General features: G+C 66.4%; 17 protein-coding genes and 1 tRNA gene. 9 read left to right on the top strand and 9 right to left on the bottom strand.

Annotated elements, in window-relative coordinates:
- Window positions 1-80 precede the first annotated feature (80 nt).
- The gene (locus ABZ195_RS13930; RefSeq protein ID WP_355218593.1) at window positions 81-767 is read left to right on the top strand and encodes a demethylmenaquinone methyltransferase; all 687 of its coding nucleotides are present in this window, start codon (window positions 81-83) and stop codon (window positions 765-767) included.
- A gap of 3 nt (window positions 768-770) precedes the next feature.
- Here ABZ195_RS13930 and ABZ195_RS13925 read toward each other — a convergent pair whose 3' ends face one another.
- Together ABZ195_RS13925 and menJ are read right to left on the bottom strand one after the other, a co-directional pair.
- A complete protein-coding gene (locus tag ABZ195_RS13925; RefSeq protein WP_355218591.1) occupies window positions 771-3,533 on the bottom strand; it encodes an AAA family ATPase in 2,763 nt (920 codons plus the stop codon).
- Between the two features lie 131 nt (window positions 3,534-3,664).
- Window positions 3,665-4,885: a menaquinone reductase gene (menJ, locus tag ABZ195_RS13920; protein WP_355218589.1), complete on the bottom strand. Its 1,221-nt coding sequence runs from the start codon at window positions 4,883-4,885 to the stop codon at window positions 3,665-3,667.
- A gap of 21 nt (window positions 4,886-4,906) precedes the next feature.
- Between menJ and grcC1 the strand changes: the two genes are divergently transcribed.
- The 3 genes from grcC1 (at window position 4,907) to ABZ195_RS13905 (ending at window position 7,521) form a co-directional block, all read left to right on the top strand.
- Entirely contained in the window at window positions 4,907-5,914 is a 1,008-nt protein-coding gene (gene grcC1, locus ABZ195_RS13915) for a nonaprenyl/(2E,6E)-farnesyl/geranylgeranyl diphosphat synthase (protein WP_355218587.1), read from the top strand.
- 82 nt (window positions 5,915-5,996) lie between these two features.
- Window positions 5,997-6,875, top strand: coding sequence for a zinc metalloprotease HtpX (gene htpX, locus ABZ195_RS13910; RefSeq protein ID WP_355218585.1), 879 nt, complete (start codon window positions 5,997-5,999; stop codon window positions 6,873-6,875).
- A 103-nt stretch (window positions 6,876-6,978) separates the two neighbouring features.
- Entirely contained in the window at window positions 6,979-7,521 is a 543-nt protein-coding gene (locus ABZ195_RS13905; protein WP_355218583.1) for a hypothetical protein, read from the top strand.
- A gap of 7 nt (window positions 7,522-7,528) precedes the next feature.
- On the opposite strand, the gene ABZ195_RS13900 is transcribed toward ABZ195_RS13905, so the two are convergent.
- Window positions 7,529-8,554, bottom strand: a complete 1,026-nt coding sequence (locus ABZ195_RS13900; RefSeq protein WP_355218581.1) for an NAD(P)H-dependent glycerol-3-phosphate dehydrogenase — start codon at window positions 8,552-8,554, stop codon at window positions 7,529-7,531.
- A 211-nt stretch (window positions 8,555-8,765) separates the two neighbouring features.
- Here ABZ195_RS13900 and ABZ195_RS13895 point away from each other — a divergent pair, with 211 nt between their 5' ends.
- Window positions 8,766-9,257, top strand: coding sequence for a hypothetical protein (locus ABZ195_RS13895; RefSeq protein ID WP_355218579.1), 492 nt, complete (start codon window positions 8,766-8,768; stop codon window positions 9,255-9,257).
- 73 nt (window positions 9,258-9,330) lie between these two features.
- Here the strand turns inward: ABZ195_RS13895 and ABZ195_RS13890 are convergent, their stop codons facing one another.
- Window positions 9,331-9,822 carry a YajQ family cyclic di-GMP-binding protein gene (locus ABZ195_RS13890; RefSeq protein WP_355218577.1) on the bottom strand — a complete coding sequence of 164 codons (492 nt, stop codon included), beginning with the start codon at window positions 9,820-9,822 and terminating at the stop codon, window positions 9,331-9,333.
- A 103-nt stretch (window positions 9,823-9,925) separates the two neighbouring features.
- Here ABZ195_RS13890 and ABZ195_RS13885 point away from each other — a divergent pair.
- Window positions 9,926-10,008, top strand: a tRNA-Tyr gene (locus tag ABZ195_RS13885).
- Between the two features lie 159 nt (window positions 10,009-10,167).
- On the opposite strand, the gene ABZ195_RS13880 is transcribed toward ABZ195_RS13885, so the two are convergent.
- The 4 genes from ABZ195_RS13880 to ABZ195_RS13865 form a co-directional block, all read right to left on the bottom strand.
- The gene (locus ABZ195_RS13880) at window positions 10,168-10,566 is read right to left on the bottom strand and encodes a hypothetical protein (RefSeq protein WP_318972217.1); all 399 of its coding nucleotides are present in this window, start codon (window positions 10,564-10,566) and stop codon (window positions 10,168-10,170) included.
- Window positions 10,544-11,209 carry a DUF433 domain-containing protein gene (locus tag ABZ195_RS13875; RefSeq protein WP_355218575.1) on the bottom strand — a complete coding sequence of 222 codons (666 nt, stop codon included), beginning with the start codon at window positions 11,207-11,209 and terminating at the stop codon, window positions 10,544-10,546. The genes ABZ195_RS13880 and ABZ195_RS13875 overlap by 23 nt, the downstream gene beginning before the upstream one ends.
- Before the next feature lie 91 nt (window positions 11,210-11,300).
- On the bottom strand, window positions 11,301-12,494 hold the full coding sequence (locus ABZ195_RS13870) for a tyrosine-type recombinase/integrase (protein ID WP_318972221.1): 1,194 nt from the start codon (window positions 12,492-12,494) through the stop codon (window positions 11,301-11,303).
- Between the two features lie 32 nt (window positions 12,495-12,526).
- Window positions 12,527-12,745 carry a helix-turn-helix domain-containing protein gene (locus ABZ195_RS13865; protein WP_318972223.1) on the bottom strand — a complete coding sequence of 73 codons (219 nt, stop codon included), beginning with the start codon at window positions 12,743-12,745 and terminating at the stop codon, window positions 12,527-12,529.
- A gap of 153 nt (window positions 12,746-12,898) precedes the next feature.
- Between ABZ195_RS13865 and ABZ195_RS13860 the strand changes: the two genes are divergently transcribed.
- The 3 genes from ABZ195_RS13860 (at window position 12,899) to mobF (ending at window position 16,613) form a co-directional block, all read left to right on the top strand.
- Window positions 12,899-13,180 carry a type II toxin-antitoxin system RelE/ParE family toxin gene (locus ABZ195_RS13860; RefSeq protein WP_355218572.1) on the top strand — a complete coding sequence of 94 codons (282 nt, stop codon included), beginning with the start codon at window positions 12,899-12,901 and terminating at the stop codon, window positions 13,178-13,180.
- Between the two features lie 12 nt (window positions 13,181-13,192).
- On the top strand, window positions 13,193-13,480 hold the full coding sequence (locus ABZ195_RS13855) for a HigA family addiction module antitoxin (RefSeq protein WP_318972226.1): 288 nt from the start codon (window positions 13,193-13,195) through the stop codon (window positions 13,478-13,480).
- 319 nt (window positions 13,481-13,799) lie between these two features.
- Window positions 13,800-16,613 (top strand): MobF family relaxase, encoded by a 2,814-nt coding sequence (mobF, locus tag ABZ195_RS13850; protein WP_355219200.1) that lies wholly within the window; start codon window positions 13,800-13,802, stop codon window positions 16,611-16,613.
- A gap of 559 nt (window positions 16,614-17,172) precedes the next feature.
- Here mobF and ABZ195_RS13845 read toward each other — a convergent pair.
- Window positions 17,173-17,290, bottom strand: a 118-nt coding sequence (locus ABZ195_RS13845) for a hypothetical protein (protein ID WP_355219198.1), incomplete at its 5' end; no start/stop codon positions are given.

Below are 17,290 nucleotides of genomic sequence, written 5' to 3'. Positions count from 1 at the left end.
TGTCGCCTTCAAGGCAATACCAACGCCTCGACGGGTTACCCATTCCCGAGACGTGCGCATTCACAGGTAGCGTCGGTGTGGTGAGCCGTGCGACGTTGGAGAAGAACCCCCGCGAAGTGGCGTCGATGTTCGACGGCGTCGCCCGCCGATACGACATCACCAACACGGTGCTGTCGTTGGGACAGGACAGGTACTGGCGCAGGGCGACGAGGGCCGCGCTGCAGATCGGTCCCGGTGACGCGGTCCTCGACCTGGCGGCGGGGACGGCCGTGTCGACGGTGGAACTGGCCGAGTCCGGGGCCTGGTGCGTGGCGGCGGACTTCTCGGTCGGCATGCTCGCCGCGGGTGCGGCGCGACCGGTGCCCAAGGTGGCCGGAGACGCGACGAAGTTGCCGTTCGCCGACGAGGCGTTCGACGCGGTGACCATCAGCTTCGGCATCCGCAACGTCGTCGACCACGTCGCGGGGCTGCGCGAGATGGCGCGCGTGACCCGTCCCGGCGGCAGGTTGGTGGTGTGCGAGTTCTCCACCCCGACGAACCCGCTGTTCGGCACGGTCTACAAGGAGTACCTGATGCGGGCGCTGCCGTCGGCGGCGCGCGCGGTGTCGAGCAATCCCGACGCCTACGTCTACCTGGCCGAGTCGATCCGCGCCTGGCCGGATCAGGCGGCCCTGGCCCGTCGAATCGCCGACGCGGGCTGGTCGGCGGTGCGGTGGCGCAACCTGACCGGTGGGATCGTCGCCCTGCATGCCGCCGTCAAGCCGTAGACCCTAGAGCCCGCCGGCCGCGAGCTTGGCCGCCAACTGGGCGCGTGACTTGATGCCGAACTTGCGATAGATCTGCGTCAGGTTGGCTTCGACGGTCTTGAGGCTGATGAAGAGGGTCGCGGCGACTTCTCGATTCGTCAGGCCCGAGGTCGCCAGCTCGGCGATCTTGAGCTCGGTCGGGGTCAGGGCGACCTGGGTGGATGTCGGGATCCGAATCTGACGCAGTTCGTCGCGGGCTCTATCGGCCCACTTCGTTGCGCCTAGCCCCTCGAATTCGCGCAGTGCCGCCCCGAAGCTTTCGGCCGCCGCCCGCTTCGAACGCCGACGACGCTGCAACTGTCCGAGAAGCAGCAACGTGCGAGCCCGCTCCATCGGCATTGCGAGCCGCCGGCTTTCCGTCATGGCGGCGTCGGCGGCTGTCATCGCCGCGTCGAGATCTCCACGAGCGGCGCACCACATCGCGCGACATCTGGCTCCCGTCAACAGGAGCCAGGCGCGGTCGAGGCGGCGGCCGTCGGACTCCAACTTCTCGATCAAGGGCTCGCACTCGTCGATACGTCCCACATTGACCATGGCCTCGACGACGTCGGGAATGTGCTCCAAGGTCCGGATCTCGCTGCCGGACATCAGACCGAACGAGTCGATCAGTGGTCGCATGATGTCAAGCGCAGCTTGGTAATTCGCCATCGAGACTTCTATGAAGCCGAGGACGGTCATTGCTCTCACGGCGAGCTGGGCGGTGTCGCACTCGATCGCTATCGTCAGAGCGGTACTGGCGTCGGTTCGCGCGTCAGCCACGTCACCCATGTGCGCCAACACCATCGCGCGTATCGCCAGGGCCACACCTCGAACATGCCGAGTGTCGATGTGCTCGGCCCGTTCGACGGCTTCGTCCGCGACCTTCATCGCGCAGCCGAAGTCGCCACGCCACACGTCGGCCATGGCCATGTGGGAGGCCACTGCCATCACGTCGCTCTCCGCGCCTCGTTCTAGGCATAGTCGATACACGTCGATGGCTTCACTGCGAGCTGCCTCGAGGGCGCCGGTCCAGGCGTGGGTAATGGATCTGACGGCACAGGCACGGAACTGGAGGGGAATGTCGTCGTCCTGGTCCTCGAGTTCGAGCGCACGCTGCATGCTCGCCTCGTCGACGCCGTTCCCGCGCATGCACTTGACCAAGACCGACATGGCGAGTGCCTGACTTACCTGATCGGGGCGTGACAGCGCCCGCGCATGCGCCAAGGCCTCCGTGGCGCGACTCAGGGAATCGTCGAGCATCCCTCGGTAGAGATAGGTGAAGGACGACAACATCAGACTGCGGATGATGAGGAATTCGTCTCCTTCCCCGTCGGCGATCGCCCGCTCGAGGAGATCGGCGGCTTCGGGGAGACTGTCGTCGTAAATACGAATGGCGGCAAAGAGATTCAATGCCCGAGCGCGCAAGGGGCCGGGCGGTATCGAGTCCACCGTCGGCGTGAGCAGCTCCTCGGCGCGTCGGGATTCGCCGCCGCGGAAGTGATGTTCGGCGGCGCGTACGCGGCGTGCTGGCGTGTCCCCGCCGAGGTTCAGGGCAAGGTCGGTGAGCTCGGCCGCGGCAGCCGGGGCACCCCGTTCCCGAGCGGCGTCGGCGGCGGAGTCGAGGGCGAGCAACGTCGACGGGTCGCTGCTTGACGACGCGAGCGCGAGATGCCTAGCGCGAAGCTCCGGTTGTTCGAGCACGTCGGCCAGCACGCGGTGCATCCGCCGACGACGGACGGGGCCGGCCAGGCTGTAGACGCCGCGGGCCAGCAAGGGATGGGCGAACCGCACGCGGTTTCCCGCGATCTGCACGATGCCGTCGGTCTCGGGCGCCTCCATGAGCTCGATCACGCGTTCGGCGGAGTCGTCGATCACCTTGGCAAGCAGATCGATCGTCGTGGCGCCAAGACCCGCGGCCGCGAGGAGGACGTATTGGGTGTCGTCGCTGAACTGATTCAGCCGCGAGCGCACCAGATCAGTCAGTGACCCTGGCAATGGAGCATCGACGATGTCCGACTGTTCGTCGATCGCCCGGGCCAGTTCGAGGGCGTAGAACGGGTTTCCGCCTGAGAGCTCGCTGATCCGGACGATCGTCGGCCGCGAGAACGCGCGCCCCAACTTGCTGGAGATCACGTGTCGCAACCCGCCGATGCCAAGTGGCGCAACGGTTACCCGCTCGACGCCGTCGAGCCGGTTGAGCTTCAGCCATTCGGTCGACTGCCGACCATCGGCATCGGTGCGCTCGGTGACGAGCACGCCGACGCGTCCACGCAGTCGACGCGTCGCGAAGGCGATGACAGCTTGGCTCGATGAGTCGAGCCAGTGCACGTCGTCGATGGCCACGATCACCGGTGCGTCCGCGGCGAGCCGGTCCAGCAGCGTCAGTAGAGCCGACGCGACCACGCGCTCGTCGGTGATCGGGCCTGCGCCGTCGCCGGCCAACAGCACGCGGTCGACGGCGATTCGCTGGAGGCTGGGTAGCGCGTCGAGGACGTCGGTAGTGACAGATTCGAGCAGGTCGGCGAGCGCCGAATAGGTCAGGCCGGCCTCGGCTTGGCCACCTCGCGCCGACAGGACGTGCGCACCGTCCGCTCGGGCGTGGTCGAGAGCGTCGAGCCACAGCGTGGTCTTGCCGATGCCCGCGTCACCGCCGATGACGAGCACTGATGGCCGTGTCGCAGCAGAGTGGAGGAAAGCAGTCACCGCACGCCATTCGGCCGCACGGCTTACCCGTTGACGCACGCTCATCCCCCCGTCGCCGGTTACCTCCGGCTACCGCCACCCCGGCAGACCCAACTCCGCTTACGTCGTCGTCTATTCCACGCTCCCGGATCATTCATACCCGCAGGGTCAATCTTGGCAAACGCCGCCCGCCACGGTCAGCAGAATGGCCTTCGGGCGTCGACCCGGCGCGACCCGGCGCCGGCGGTGCGCCACGCCCGCGCGATCCAGTCGTCGTCCTCGTCGGTGACCAGGTTGCCCATCACCCGCACGGCGACCTCCATGAGGTACGTCGAGCGCATCGCCAACGGGCCGACCGTCGGGAGGAAGCGGGGAATGGTCAGCAACAACGCGAGCCGTCGCGCCACCGAGAAGCCGCGCGCGTAGTGCCGGTACAACTCCTCGGGCCAGGCCTGGGTCAGGTCTCCGGTGCCGAGGAGTTGCGCGGCCAGGCGGCCGGTTTCGAGCCCGTAGTCGATGCCCTCGCCGTTGAGTGGGTTGACGCAGGCGGCCGCATCGCCGATCAGCATCCAGTTCGGGCCGGCCACGCCGGACACCGCGCCGCCCATCGGCAACAACGCCGACAGCGCGGCCCGAGGGTCGCCGGTGAAGCCCCATTCCTCGCGCCGTAGGTCGGCGTAGTGCGACAGGAGCGGGCGAAGAGCGGCGTCGGCGGGCCGCTTGGCCGAGGCCAGGGCGCCCACGCCGATGTTCACCTCCCCGTTGCCGAGGGGGAAGATCCAGCCGTACCCGGGCAGCACCTCACCGGCGGGGGAGCGCAGTTCCAGGTGCGAGGTGATCCAGGGTTCGTTGGTGCGTGGGCTGGCGATGTAGCCGCGGATGGCGACGCCGTAGACGGTCTCCTTGTGCCATTCCCGGCCGAGGACACGCCCCAGCGTCGAGCGTGCCCCGTCGGCCACGATCAACTCCCGGCAGCCGACCGAGGTTCCGTCCTCCAGCGTCACCGACGTCACGCGGCCGGATGAATCATGAACGACGCCAACGGCTTTGACGCCGAGCAACATCTCCGCCCCGTCGTCGACGGCGACCTGGCGGATGCGTTCGTCGAGCTCGGTCCTGGGGACGGCGCTGCCGGTGGGCGGGAACGAGGGCCCGGGCCACTCGATCTCCACGTCGGCGCCGAAGCCCGACATCCGCAGTCCGCGGTGGCGCACCCGGCCGTCCAACCACGGGCCGAGGCCCAGCGATTCGAGTTCGGCGATCGCCCGCGGGGTGAGACCGTCACCGCAGGCCTTGTCCCTGGGGAACCGTTGCCCGTCGATGACGAGCACGTCGCGGCCGTTGCGCGCCGCCCACGACGCAGCCGCCGAACCGGCAGGTCCGGCGCCAATCACCACCACGTCACTTTTGGGAACCACACCTCCCAGTATGTTGTAGCAATGAAGACACCAGCGACCGTGGTCGCCGGCGTGGAGTTCGGGGATGCCATCTTCGCGGCCAGCGTTCGCGACGGGGTGGCGCGCATCGAGGAACTCATGGCCACCGAGCTGGGCAAGGCCGACGAGCTGATGGCCGAGGCCGTGCAGCACCTCTTTCAGGCCGGCGGCAAGCGGTTCCGCCCGTTGTTCACCGTGCTGTCGGCGCAACTCGGACCCAACCCGGACGCGTGGGAGGTCACCGTCGCCGGCGCCGTCATCGAGGCGGTTCACCTCGCGACGCTCTACCACGACGACGTGATGGACGAGGCTCAGGTGCGCCGCGGCGCGGACAGCGCCAACGCCCGGTGGGGCAACAACATCGCGATCCTGGCCGGCGACTACCTCTTCGCGACCGCGTCGCGACTCGTCGCCCGCCTCGGTCCCGACGCCGTGCTGGTCATCGCCGACACGTTCGCCCAGCTGGTCACCGGCCAGATGCGCGAGACGCGGGGCGTGGTCGAGGGTGCGGACTCCGTGGAGCACTACCTCAAGGTCGTCTACGAGAAGACGGCATGTCTGATCGCAGCGTCGGGAACGTTCGGCGCGACCTTCTCCGGCGCCGACGACGAGCAGATCGCGCGCTTGGGCCGACTCGGCGGCATCGTCGGCACGGCCTTCCAGATCTCCGACGACATCATCGACATCGACAGCGATCCCGACGAGTCCGGCAAGGTACCGGGCACCGACCTCCGCGAGGGCGTGCACACCCTGCCGGTGCTCTATGCCCTGCGGGAGACCGGGCCGGACGCCGATCGGCTGCGGGAGCTGCTCACCGGACCCGTCGAGGACGACGCCCACGTCGCCGAGGCGCTGGCTCTGTTGCGTTCGTCACGGGGCATCGTGCGCGCCAAGGAGACCGTCGCCGCCTACGCCGCCCAAGCACGCGCCGAGCTGGCCGAACTGCCCGACGTGCCCGGTCGGCTCGCGCTGGCCAACCTGGTGGACTACACGATCAACCGCGACGGCTGAGCGGAACCAGACGGCGGTCCTCGTGCGTTGATCCGGCGAACGACTTCCACGGTGTGAGTCGGTGGTTTGAGGAGGAGGGCCAATGACCTGGCATCCCCACGCGAACCGGGCCAAGACGTTTCTCTTGCTGGTCGTCTTCTCCGGCCTGATCGTGTTCGTGGGCGCGCTGTTCGGCAGGTCGATCATGTTCCTGGCCGTGCTGTTCGCGGTCGGCATGAACGTCTACGTCTACTTCAACAGCGACAAGCTGGCGCTGCGCGCGATGCACGCCCAGCCGGTCAACGAAGTCCAGGCACCCGCGATGTACCGCATCGTCCGGGAGCTGGCGACGACCGCGCACCAGCCGATGCCGCGGCTCTACATCAGTGACACCGCGGCGCCGAACGCCTTCGCGACGGGACGCAATCCGCGCAACGCCGCGGTCTGCTGCACCACCGGGATCCTGGACATCCTCGACGAGCGCGAGCTGCGGGCGGTGCTCGGCCATGAACTGTCCCACGTCTACAACCGCGACATCCTGATCTCGTGCGTGGCGGGTGCGATGGCATCGGTCATCACCGCGCTGGCCAACCTGGCGTTCTTCGCGAGCATGTTCGGCGGCAACCGCGAAGGCGGCACCAATCCCTTTGCGATCCTTCTCGTTTCGCTACTCGGACCCATCGCGGCCACCGTCATCAAGCTGGCGGTGTCTCGGTCCCGGGAGTTCCAGGCCGACCAGTCCGGCGCGGAGCTGACCGGCGACCCGCTGGCGTTGGCCAGTGCGCTGCGCAAGATCTCCCGCGGGGTCGAGTTGGCGCCCCTGCCCCCCGAGACCCAGCTGGCCGACCAGGCTCACCTGATGATCGCCAACCCGTTCCGGGCGGGGGAGAAGATCGGCAAGTTGTTCTCGACGCACCCGCCGATGGCGGAGCGCATCGCACGCCTCGAGCAGATGGCCGGGCGAGGGCCCGGGCAGTACTGACCCGCGGGTTAACGTTTCGCGGGCACCGGCCGATGAGCCGGGTGTGACGACCGCTCCGTTTGGTAAGCCCGCACCCGGCCAACGCCTGCTCTACTCTGAGCGCGTGCGACGCAGACTGCTGATCGGCCTGGTGGCCGCGGGGACCGCCCTCCTCGGCGTGCCCGGCGTGGCCGCCGCCGACCCGGAACCGGCGCCGCCCCCGTCGCCACCCGCCCCCAACGTGATGGGGTACGCCCCGGTGAAGCCCTCGGAGTTCCTGCTGGGGGACGGGTCGCTCTACGGCTTCGCCGTGCCGGGCGACATCGCCTGCATCATCAACCGCAACTCCGGCAACTACGGGTGCAACGGACCCATCCCGGGGGCCCCCAACGGCGCCAACCTGGTCACCGCTCAGCAAGTCGGTCCGGCCGGGTTCAGCAACTCCGACCGGCCGCTCTACGTCTTCGAGAAGCTTCCGCAGCGCCTGCCGGCCGGTTCGAAGATCAGCTTCCGCAACGTCACGTGCGGCACGGACGGTACGACGACGACGTGCACCAACAACTACGACGGCGGCGGCTTCGTCATCAGCCCGGCGGGCAGCTTCGCCGTCGACCCGAACAATCCGCTGATCGACCGGCCTCAACCGGCCAACCCGTACTTCAACTGACGGGTCGCTAGAACCCCGAGCCGTGCACCTCGTGGCCCGGCTTCTCGGCCGCGAGGCCGCGGTAGGCGTCCTCGACGGTGGACCCGTGGTTGATGACGCGGTCGACCTCGCGCGCGATCGGCATGTTGAGCCCGTGCTTGTCGGCGAACTCCATGACGACGCTGGCGGCCTTGACGCCCTCGGCGACCTGGTTCATCGAGGCGATGATCTCGTCGATCGTCTTGCCCGACCCCAGCTGTTCGCCGACGTGGCGGTTGCGGCTGCGCTGACTGGTGCAGGTGACGATCAGGTCGCCCATGCCGGCCAGCCCGGCGAACGTGTCGCGGTGCCCGCCCATGGCCTCGCCGAGCTTGGACATCTCGCGGACCGCGCGCGCCATCACCATCGCGCGGGTGTTCTCCCCGATGCCCAGGGAGTAACCCATGCCGACGGCGATCGCGTAGACGTTCTTCAACGCGCCGGCCATCTCCACGCCGACGACGTCGTCGGTGGTGTACGTCCGGAACCGCTGGGTGCGAAAGAGGTTGCCGAGGTTCGCGGCCAGGTGCTGGTCGGGCATGGCGAGCACCGCGGCGGCGGCGTACCCCTCGGCGACCTCGCGGGCGATGTTGGGCCCGGCGAGGATTCCGGCCGGGTGGCCGGGCAGCACTTCGTCGACGATCTCGCTCATCCGCATGTTGGTGCCCTGCTCGAGACCCTTGACCAGGGACACGACCGGCACCCAGGGCCGCAGTTCCTTGGCCAGCTCCTCCAGCACCCCGCGGAAGCCGTGCGACGGCACGCCCATCACCAGGACGTCGGCGCGATTGGCGGCCTCGGCGAAGTCGGTGGTGGCCCGCAGACTCTCGGCGAGTTCGACCTCGTCGCCGAGATATCGCGAATTCCGGTGGTTGTCGTTGATGTCGTCGGCGGTTTGCTGAGAGCGAACCCACTGCAGGGTCGGCCCGCGGCGGGCGCAAATGGAGGCCACCGTGGTGCCCCAGGAGCCGCCTCCGAGGACGACGACGTTTGGTTTGCGCTGCGCAGGTGCCATGGCGATCAGGGTAGAACCGCGAGCGTCGGTGGGTGAATGCTTTGACGACGCAAGGCTTTTCTTTCACGGTCAAGATCGTTGAATGCAGCGTCAATTCTGGTTGCCAGACTGCCGTTGAAACGTCTTGATTATTGGGACGCTACGAACGCTCTCAGGGCGCTATGCTATGGCCACTGCTCACGCGCTCGCTGCGCATACATAGGGGAGAAACGTGATTTCAAAGTTCTTCGCGGCTGTGGTCATCGCCGCCGCCGGTGTCTTCGCCGGTCTGTTCACTGGGCTGGCCGCGCCCGCGTCGGCAGCGTGTGCCCCCGGGTTCACCTCCATTCCGTGCACCATCGCGGACAACGTCTCCAAGGCCCCAAGCCAACTGGCTGGCCAAAACTGCCCGGACGATTCACCCTCGGGTACCTGTGGCCTGGCCGGGGCGCCGCAACAGTTCTCAGACGCGGTTGGCGCCCTACCTGGTGAGTTCGCCAAGGGCGCGCAGACGCCTGCGAACCTGGTAGGCGTCAACTGCCCGCCCAAGTCGCCGCAGAACACGTGCGGCCTCACCGGTGCTCCGGGTCAATTCTTCGGGCCGGGGGGTGGCCTCGAGCAGATCGTTACAGCGCCACAGACGATTGCTGGTGCTCTCGCCAATGCTCCGGGACAGTTCACACGCGCGATCCAGAACGGTGGATCGGACCCCGAGTCGCAGTAGTCGACTTGAACCTGCCCAACACAGAGCCCGGAGACGTTCACCGTCTCCGGGCTCTGTGCTGTCCGGAGTTGATCTAGCGGTAGTTCACGAACTGCAGGGCGACCTCGAGGTCGGCGTTGCGCAGCAGCGACTGCACGGCCTGCAGGTCGTCGCGCTTCTTGGAGCTGATGCGGATCTCGTCACCCTGGATCTGCGCCTTGACGCCCTTGGGCCCCTCGTCGCGGATCAGCTTGGTGATCTTCTTGGCGTTCTCGCTGTCGATGCCCTGCTTGATGCTGCCGATCACCTTGTAGGTCTTGCCCGACGGCTGCGGCTCGCCGGCGTCGAAGGCCTTCATCGAGATGTCGCGCCGGATCAGCTTCTCCTTGAACACGTCGACTGCGGCCTTGACCCGCTCCTCGGTGGAGGAGACCAGGATGATGCCCTCCTCGCCCTGCCACTCGATGGTGGTGTCGGTACCGCGGAAGTCGAACCGGGTGGACAACTCCTTGGCTGCTTGGTTGAGCGCGTTGTCGACCTCTTGACGGTCGGCCTTGCTGACGACGTCGAAGCTGGAATCCGCCATGGACTCGCTCCCTCCTGTGTTGGTGCGTTTTCGTGTTGGGACCATCCTCGTAGTACCGTGCTAGTCGCACCAAACCGGGGGCTCCCGGAGCGGTGCAAATCCCGGCAGGTTGCCCGAGCGGCCAATGGGAGCGGACTGTAAATCCGTCGGCTAACGCCTACACAGGTTCGAATCCTGTACCTGCCACACAGCTCAGCCCCCCTTTCGAGGGGGGCTGTTTTGTTCGAACGCCTGCGGATTGTCACGGATTGTCACAAGTCGCGCCTAACTCTGCGTCCGCCAGCCAGCTTCTTCTTGGTGAGGACGACGTCGAGCAAGCCGCCATCGCGGCTTTGGGTTCCACGCTCACGGCCAGGTGCGTCGTATGCCGCTGTCGGAAACGGCGAAGCAAGCGGCCCCGCTCGACCGAGCCTTGATGTGAATCTGCCGTTGAGCGGCGTGAAACCGCCGGATCATCTCGGAGATCTTGAGCTGCTGGTTATCCAGATAGAACATGGGGGCGTCGAACTCGACGAGTGGTCGACGCTCAGCGTCGGTGCTGCGTATGCGGCCGTCCTTATGGAGCGGGAACCACCCACGATCAAGACCAAATCGCATCCACACTTCGTCGGCGGTGTCCTGGGCGTCATCGGGGAAGTGATCGACGACGAGGTGGATCAGCCACCCAAGCTCGATGAGCCCGGCCGCAACGCGCTTGCCGAGACTCCGGTCGAGGAAGAACTCAGGCGGCTCGTTTGAGTCCAACGCGACAGATCTCTTCAGCCTCTGGGACTGTCAACCCGTACTCGTCCGCGACGACGGACAGTGACTCACCGGCGGCCCAAAGATCGAGGACCGCGCGGATCGGCACCTTGTTGCGCTCGACGACGGGGTCCCCCCACGCGAATCTCGGGTCGACGATGACTTGCGCATCATTACCGAAGCCGGGAAGCTCGAGCCGCGCCGCGTAATCGCTCCCGTCCGCCCACGTGATGTACCGAAGGTAGTCGCCGACGATCTCACGGATGAGGACTTGGTGATCGCCGACACGGGCGAATTGGTCATCAGCGTGATGGATGAAGATGTCGATGCCGTCGGTGGCAATGCGCTTGCTCGCCAGGGCAAAGTCGGTGCCAAACGTGTCCCGGACGTCCGCGACTGTGTCTGCTATCTGACGTTTGGTAAATCCCAACTCGTTCCTCAGGGCTCGCAAGACAAACGCCTCCACGAGAGCGGCGAACGGCACCGACGCAGCACCTCTGCGCGCGGGCGGGACATGGTGAACCAAGGGTGCCCCGCCGCGAGACCCAACGCTGAGCCAGTGATAGACGGTCGAGCGGGGGATATCGAGGAAAACGGACACGTCGCGCGGTGTGAAGAGGGGGTCATCGAAAATGTCCACCGTCATCGCGGTCACCACCTTCCCGCATCGCGCTCGTCGCTCCCCCAGACAGAAGTATGCATCACGGGTCTCACAACCGGTTTGGACTGCGGTTGATTCAGTCGCAGCCCGAATCGTGGCCGACGACTCGCGAGAAGCTTTGCGCCGCTGCCGAGAGAGCCTCGGGCTGGGAATGCACGTATGTCTGCATCGTGAATGCCTTCGAGGAGTGACCTAGCCAGGCTGAGATGACGGCAATGGGTACGTCCCGGAGGTGCATCAGTGTGCCGCACGTGTGGCGGGCATCGTGATAGCGGATGTGGCGGACGCCGGCGGCCTTGAGCATCCGCGCCCATCGCGACGTAAGCGCATGCGGGCTGAGCGCCCTGCCGCACTCGTTGACAACGACGAAACCGCTGGGTTCGTACTCCTCACCCAGCATGAGCCTGTCGGCCGCCTGGATTGCACGGGCTGAGCGCAGGGTCGCCGCCAAGTGGTCGGGTATCGGCAACGTTCGGCGCCCGGCCCGTGACTTCGGTGTGTCCTCGACGAGGTGCTTGCCGAATCTCAATCGCGTAGACGCTATCTGCAGCGTCCGGTTCTCGAGATCGATGTCACTCCAACGCAAGCCAGCGACCTCGCCCCGCCGAAGTCCCGTAAGTGCGAGCTGCCATGCGATCGCGTACCGGTCCCCGTCGACGTGCTTGAGAACCGTCTGGAGCTCCGCGGGTGTGAATGTCTCCGCCGGCTTCGCGTCGGCGGGGATTCGGTCGACGAGCTCCGCGACGTTCCGCACCGCGTGGCCCTGGCGCATCTGGTCTTTCAAGACCGCGGTGAGGAGTCCGAGCATGTAGTTGATCGACCGCGGGGACCAAGGCTTCCGGGTCTTGCCTGTGGGCGAGGACAGTCCGCCAGCGCGCAGCTTGGTCACCAAGTCGTCGAGGTGACGCTTGGTCAACTTCTGCACCTGAATCTCGCCGACTTCGGCCATTGCGGCGGCGAGGTTCACCCTGTGTCCGTGCAACGTCGATGGCTTGAGTCCGTGCTTAGCCGCCAGCCAGTCCTCGCACGCTTCAGCGAGGGTGACCTTCGTGGGATGGACGTAGGTGCCGCGACTCACTTCGCCGCGGACGGCGTCCAGCGCCGCTCGGGCTTCTTTCTCTGTGGTGTAGCGCTTCCGGAACTGTTTGCGTTTGCCATCGGCCTCGCCGACGTCAACAGTGAGCTGGTAGCGAATGGCAGGCCTTCCGCCATCGCGTTGGGCGAGCTCCACCCGCTTGATCTGCGGGGGGAGTTGTCGACGTTCGGCCATCACAAGCTTCTACTGGTTGATGCGCGACGCGGTCACGATGCCGCGTCCTCGGTGTGTGCGGTGATGAAACGATCGATCTCTGCCGATGCCACTCTGCGGGACGTTCCGATTTGGACCCAGGCGAGCTGGCCCGCGTCGAACAGTCGATAGACGGAGGATCGGGAGATCCTTAACGCGTCAGCAGCTTCAACGACCGTGAGAAGCCGGCTCGTAATGACGTGCCTGGCGTCAGGGGAGTCGGGTCCAGCCATGGGTACCTCGAAGGGGGTGTGTCATGCGATCACCTCGGGTCTAGTGGTGTCCCACCACTGTAATTCCGTCGTCTGACGCGCACTGCACAATCTTCGCGAGACGCTCCAATAGTAACGCTTGCCGTTAGTATTGGCAAGCGTTACTATCTGATGGTGATCCGCTCGTTCCGGGGCAAGGACGCGGAGGCGATATGGCATCGGCGCTACGTCAAGAGGCTCAGCCCGGAGCTCGCCAAGCTCACCTACAACAAACTGACTCTCATCAACGCTGCTGAAACCATCAACGATCTTCGCGTGCCTCCGGGCAATCGCCTGGAGAAATTATCCGGTAACCGCGCCGGTCAGTACAGCGTGCGCGTGAACGACCAGTGGCGCCTCTGCTTTACGTGGAGCGTCAGTGGCGCCTGCAATGTCGAACTCGTTGACTATCACTAGAAAGGAACGCGCATGGCCGACTTCGCTCCCACTCACCCCGGTGAGATTCTGATGACGGAGTTCCTCGAGCCGATGGGCATCACGCAGTACCGGATCGCGAAGGCGATCGACGTGCCCGCTCGTCGCATCAACGAGATCGTTCACGGCAAGCGGGCAATTACTGCCGATACGGCTCTACGGCTGTCTCGAGCGCTCGGCCTGACCGACATGTTCTTCGTCAACATGCAGGCGCATTACGACGCGGAGGTCGCCCGAGAGAAGCTGTCGACCGCGCTCGGCGCGATCGAACGCATCGCCTGAGCATTCGCCCAATCGCCAATCGCCAATCGGCAACGGCGTCGATGGCGCACGCTCTTCGGCATCACCTAGCTCCAACTCATCTCGCACGCCTCCCTCCGTCCCCACTTGCCCCACCGATGTCCTCCCTACTTCATCTAAAACATCTGTCCCACAACCACTCTCCGTACTTCTTCCGCCATCGACTCCAAGCTAGAAACTGCAGTGGCACATTTGCACAAGGTGCGATACTGGTGGTGGTTGCGTTTTGGGGCGTGGCCGAAAGTGACGGCGGGGCAGTCGTTCTGACTTTGGGGTTTGATACCTGAGGTTGGTGGCTGCGGTGTTGACGATCTCGAAGTTGAAGCGGTGGTCGATCACCTACTATCTCGACACCGCCGCATCGGCGCAGCGCGCCACCGCTGACTTTCAGCGGGCCGGGGGTGGGTTGGGGGAGTACTACTCCGAGCGCGACACCCGAACACCGACATGGTTGTGCGCGGGTGACACTCGTTCTGCTGCCGGGTTGGTGGGGCTTTCGGACACCCAGCGCGCGGGGGGTGGGGCTGAGGCCGGGGTGGTGGCGCGCTGGCTCGACGACGGGGTCGCCCCGAGCGGTGCCCGAGGCCGGGCTCTGGGAGCGCAGGGGGTGCACGGTTATGACCTGACGTTCGCCGCGCCGAAGAGTGTGTCGGTGATTCGAGCGCTGAAGGCCGATGACGTCGTGGCGAAGGGGATCGCCTACGCGCACACCACTGCGCTCGCTGAAGCGATGGAGTACTTGGCCACCCACGCCGGCTACACCCGGATGCACAACCCGGTGACCGAACAGAAGGACTTGGTGCAGTTGCCCGGGTTGGTGGCGGTGGCCTATCAGCACGAGACGAGCCGCTGCGGGGACCCGCACCTGCACACCCACGTCATCGTTCCCAACCGGCAAGCCCGCGCCGACGGCGCCCTGGTGTCGATCGACGGGACGTCGCTCTATCACGAAGCCAAGGCCGCCGGGGTGATCTACCAGGCCACTCTGCGTCGGGAGCTGCACAGGTCGTTGGGGTTCGAGTGGGAACCGGTGGACCCGCACACCGGGATGGCCGAGGTCGCCGGGATTGACCGCGCGTCGATCGCCGCGTGGTCGCGGCGCTCGTCTCAGTTGCGGGAATGGGCGGCGCGGCATCTGCGCGTGCAGGACGCGCCGCTGAGCGCGGCGCAGCTCGCCGCCGCGCAGAAGGCCACCCGACCGACCAAGCCCGAAGAGCTCGCGTGGCCAGAACTGCTGGCGCAGTGGCAGGCCGATGCGCGGGGGGTGCGCCTGGACCGCGCCTCCTTCGAGCAGGCGCGCGCACAGCGCCGCGCCGCCGCGCGCGCTCCTCTGGATCGCGCGCGCTTGGCCGACGCCGCGGAACGGATCGGCAAGGCGGCGTTCACCCGGGCCGATCTGGTGGAGATCGTCGGCGCGCAACTCCCGGTGGACGGGGACCGGTCGCCGCGGGAGGCGGTGGAGGCCGCGGTCGACGAGCTCGGCATGCGCCTCACCGCACCCAGGCAACGCCATCAACGGGAGGGCTACGAGCGGTTCACCCTGGCCCGGATCCTGGCCGAGGAAGTCGCGGTGCTGGACCTGGCCGACGCCCGGGACGACCGCACACAGCTGTGGGTGAAGGAGGAAGACACCCGCGGTCTGTCGGCGGATCAGAAGGCCGCGGTGCAGGCCATTGGTCGGTCACCATGGTTGGTGCAGCCGTTGTCCGCGCCGGCGGGCGCGGGCAAGACCACCTCGCTGCGCGCGCTGCGCGCCGCCGCGCACCACCGCCACGACGCCCACGTCTTAGTACTCGCCCCGACCGGGCGGGCCGTCGACGTCGCCGTCCGCGAAGGCGCCGGCGACGAAGGGTTCACCATCGCCAAGGCCCTACAGGATCTTCGCAACGGCGCCCTGACGTTCGACCGCGGAACGTTGGTGGTGGTGGACGAAGCTGGAATGGTGGGCACCGAGGATCTATGCCGGCTCCTCACCGCCACCACATCTGCGGGGGTGAAGACGGTTCTGGTCGGTGATCCCCATCAGTTGGCGCCGGTGAAGGCCCGCGGTGGGATTTTCGCCCAGCTGTGTACGGATCTGCCCTGGACCCGACACCTCTCGGAGGTATGGCGGATGACTGATCCGGAGGAGCGGACTGCTTCGCTGGCGTTGCGGGATGGTGAGCCGGCGGTCCGCACGGCCGTCGATTGGTACCGAAACCACGATCGGCTGCGGTGCGGGGATCAGATCGCCATGGCCACCGATGCCCTGGACGGATACCGGAAGGATGTCGCGGTCGGCAAGGACGCGCTGCTGCTCTGCGACACTACCGAGATGGCCGACGCCCTGAACCGCCGCATCCACGACGACACCATCCCCAACGACGCGCCCACGGTCACCGCGGTGCGTGGGCAGCGCATCGCCGTCGGTGATCTGATCCTGTCCCGGCGCAACGATCCCACCGTCGACGTCCGACGCGCCGATGACCACGGCGCGGCGGCGGACCCGGTGCGCAACGGTGACCGCTGGTGCGTCGCAGCTGTCGATCCCCGTACGAATCGGGTTACGGCCGAACGACTGTCCGACCGTGCCTACGCCGCATTTCACGCCGACTACGTGACCGAGCATGTCAGCCACGGTTACGCCGTCACGGTGCATTCTGCGCAAGGCGTCACCGCCGACACCACCCACGCCGTCCTGGGGGAGAACACCACACGATCGATGCTCTACGTGGCCATGACCCGCGCCCGCGACGCCAACACTGCATATCTCTACGAACGCACGATCGAACAGGAGTATGGATCCACGCCCGCGGACGGCCCGCACGTCCTGCACCGCGGCACCAGCGCTCAGGCCAGCCTTTTGGCGCGCTCCATCATCGAGGCCCATGACGACGTGCCCGTCACCGCGCACCAGGTAGCCGCCGCCACCCCGCGGCATCTTCTGCCGGACATGGTCGCAGGCCTGCTCGACCGACAGAGCGCGAAGTTGAGGGACCGCAACATCGTCCACACGCGATGGCAAGACGTCGTCGACGGATGGGACGAGACGATGGCACGAGCGCACGAAAGCGAACGGTTCCGCGCCAGTGACCGAAGCCGAAACCACAGCCGGGACGGCGGGATCGAACTCTGAGGGACAACCTGTTCCACCAAGCGGCCAATGGCGTGTTCAGCTAGCAGCAACACACTCTGCGGCGGTTGCTACAGGGAGACCGCGCAGACAGTCACTTGATAGTCGTATTTTACAACCGGAGCACCCCCGGTGATGGATAACAGTCGTTATCCATCAGTCCCGTAAGCACGCCCGGGAGCCCGCCCCGGATTGCTGGGCGCATTCGGATTCAGCTTCCGATCGGTATTGCGCAAACCGTTCCTCGACACTTCGACCGTAATAGATTGTGGGACTCCTCGCCATCTCTTCCGGCGCGGAGGCTACGGCCAACGCGGGCAAGGCGTGCCCCGCACTGCCGTCTCGCGTCAACGCAACAGGACGGTCCGCATGTCCATGCCGAAAGTTGGCGTCTGCATGCGGGCATGGTTTGAGACGCAATTCGACGAACCAGGACCTTCCGTAGAGCACAGCCGAGAGTCTTTGCGGCACATGCAGATGCGTACGCGGCACAGTGCTGAGGTGGCGAGCGCTGATGACTTGATCGGAACCAGGACTTGGTTCGACGGCCGAGCCGAAAATTCTACCTTTGGCGGCATCTGATCACTTCGAAGACGCTGGGGTCGACGAGGGTGGAGGTGTCGCCGAGTTCGCGGCCTTCGGCGACGTCTCGGAGCAGGCGTCGCATGATCTTGCCGCTG

The organism is Mycobacterium sp. NPDC006124, from assembly GCF_040614235.1.
Classification (GTDB): domain Bacteria; phylum Actinomycetota; class Actinomycetes; order Mycobacteriales; family Mycobacteriaceae; genus Mycobacterium.
Note: the sequence above shows the minus strand (reverse complement) of the source record. Positions and strands in the feature narration are given on the sequence as shown.

Excerpts from the sequence above, each read along its gene's own strand:
- ABZ195_RS13925 (WP_355218591.1), bottom strand. The coding sequence starts at position 3,533 with ATGAGCGTGCGTCAACGGGTAAGCCGTGCGGCCGAATGGCGTGCGGTG.
- grcC1 (WP_355218587.1), top strand. The coding sequence starts at position 4,907 with ATGAAGACACCAGCGACCGTGGTCGCCGGCGTGGAGTTCGGGGATGCC.
- htpX (WP_355218585.1), top strand. The coding sequence starts at position 5,997 with ATGACCTGGCATCCCCACGCGAACCGGGCCAAGACGTTTCTCTTGCTG.
- ABZ195_RS13900 (WP_355218581.1), bottom strand. The coding sequence starts at position 8,554 with ATGGCACCTGCGCAGCGCAAACCAAACGTCGTCGTCCTCGGAGGCGGC.
- ABZ195_RS13890 (WP_355218577.1), bottom strand. The coding sequence starts at position 9,822 with ATGGCGGATTCCAGCTTCGACGTCGTCAGCAAGGCCGACCGTCAAGAG.
- ABZ195_RS13875 (WP_355218575.1), bottom strand. The coding sequence starts at position 11,209 with ATGACGGTGGACATTTTCGATGACCCCCTCTTCACACCGCGCGACGTG.
- ABZ195_RS13870 (WP_318972221.1), bottom strand. The coding sequence starts at position 12,494 with ATGGCCGAACGTCGACAACTCCCCCCGCAGATCAAGCGGGTGGAGCTC.
- ABZ195_RS13865 (WP_318972223.1), bottom strand. The coding sequence starts at position 12,745 with ATGGCTGGACCCGACTCCCCTGACGCCAGGCACGTCATTACGAGCCGG.
- ABZ195_RS13855 (WP_318972226.1), top strand. The coding sequence starts at position 13,193 with ATGGCCGACTTCGCTCCCACTCACCCCGGTGAGATTCTGATGACGGAG.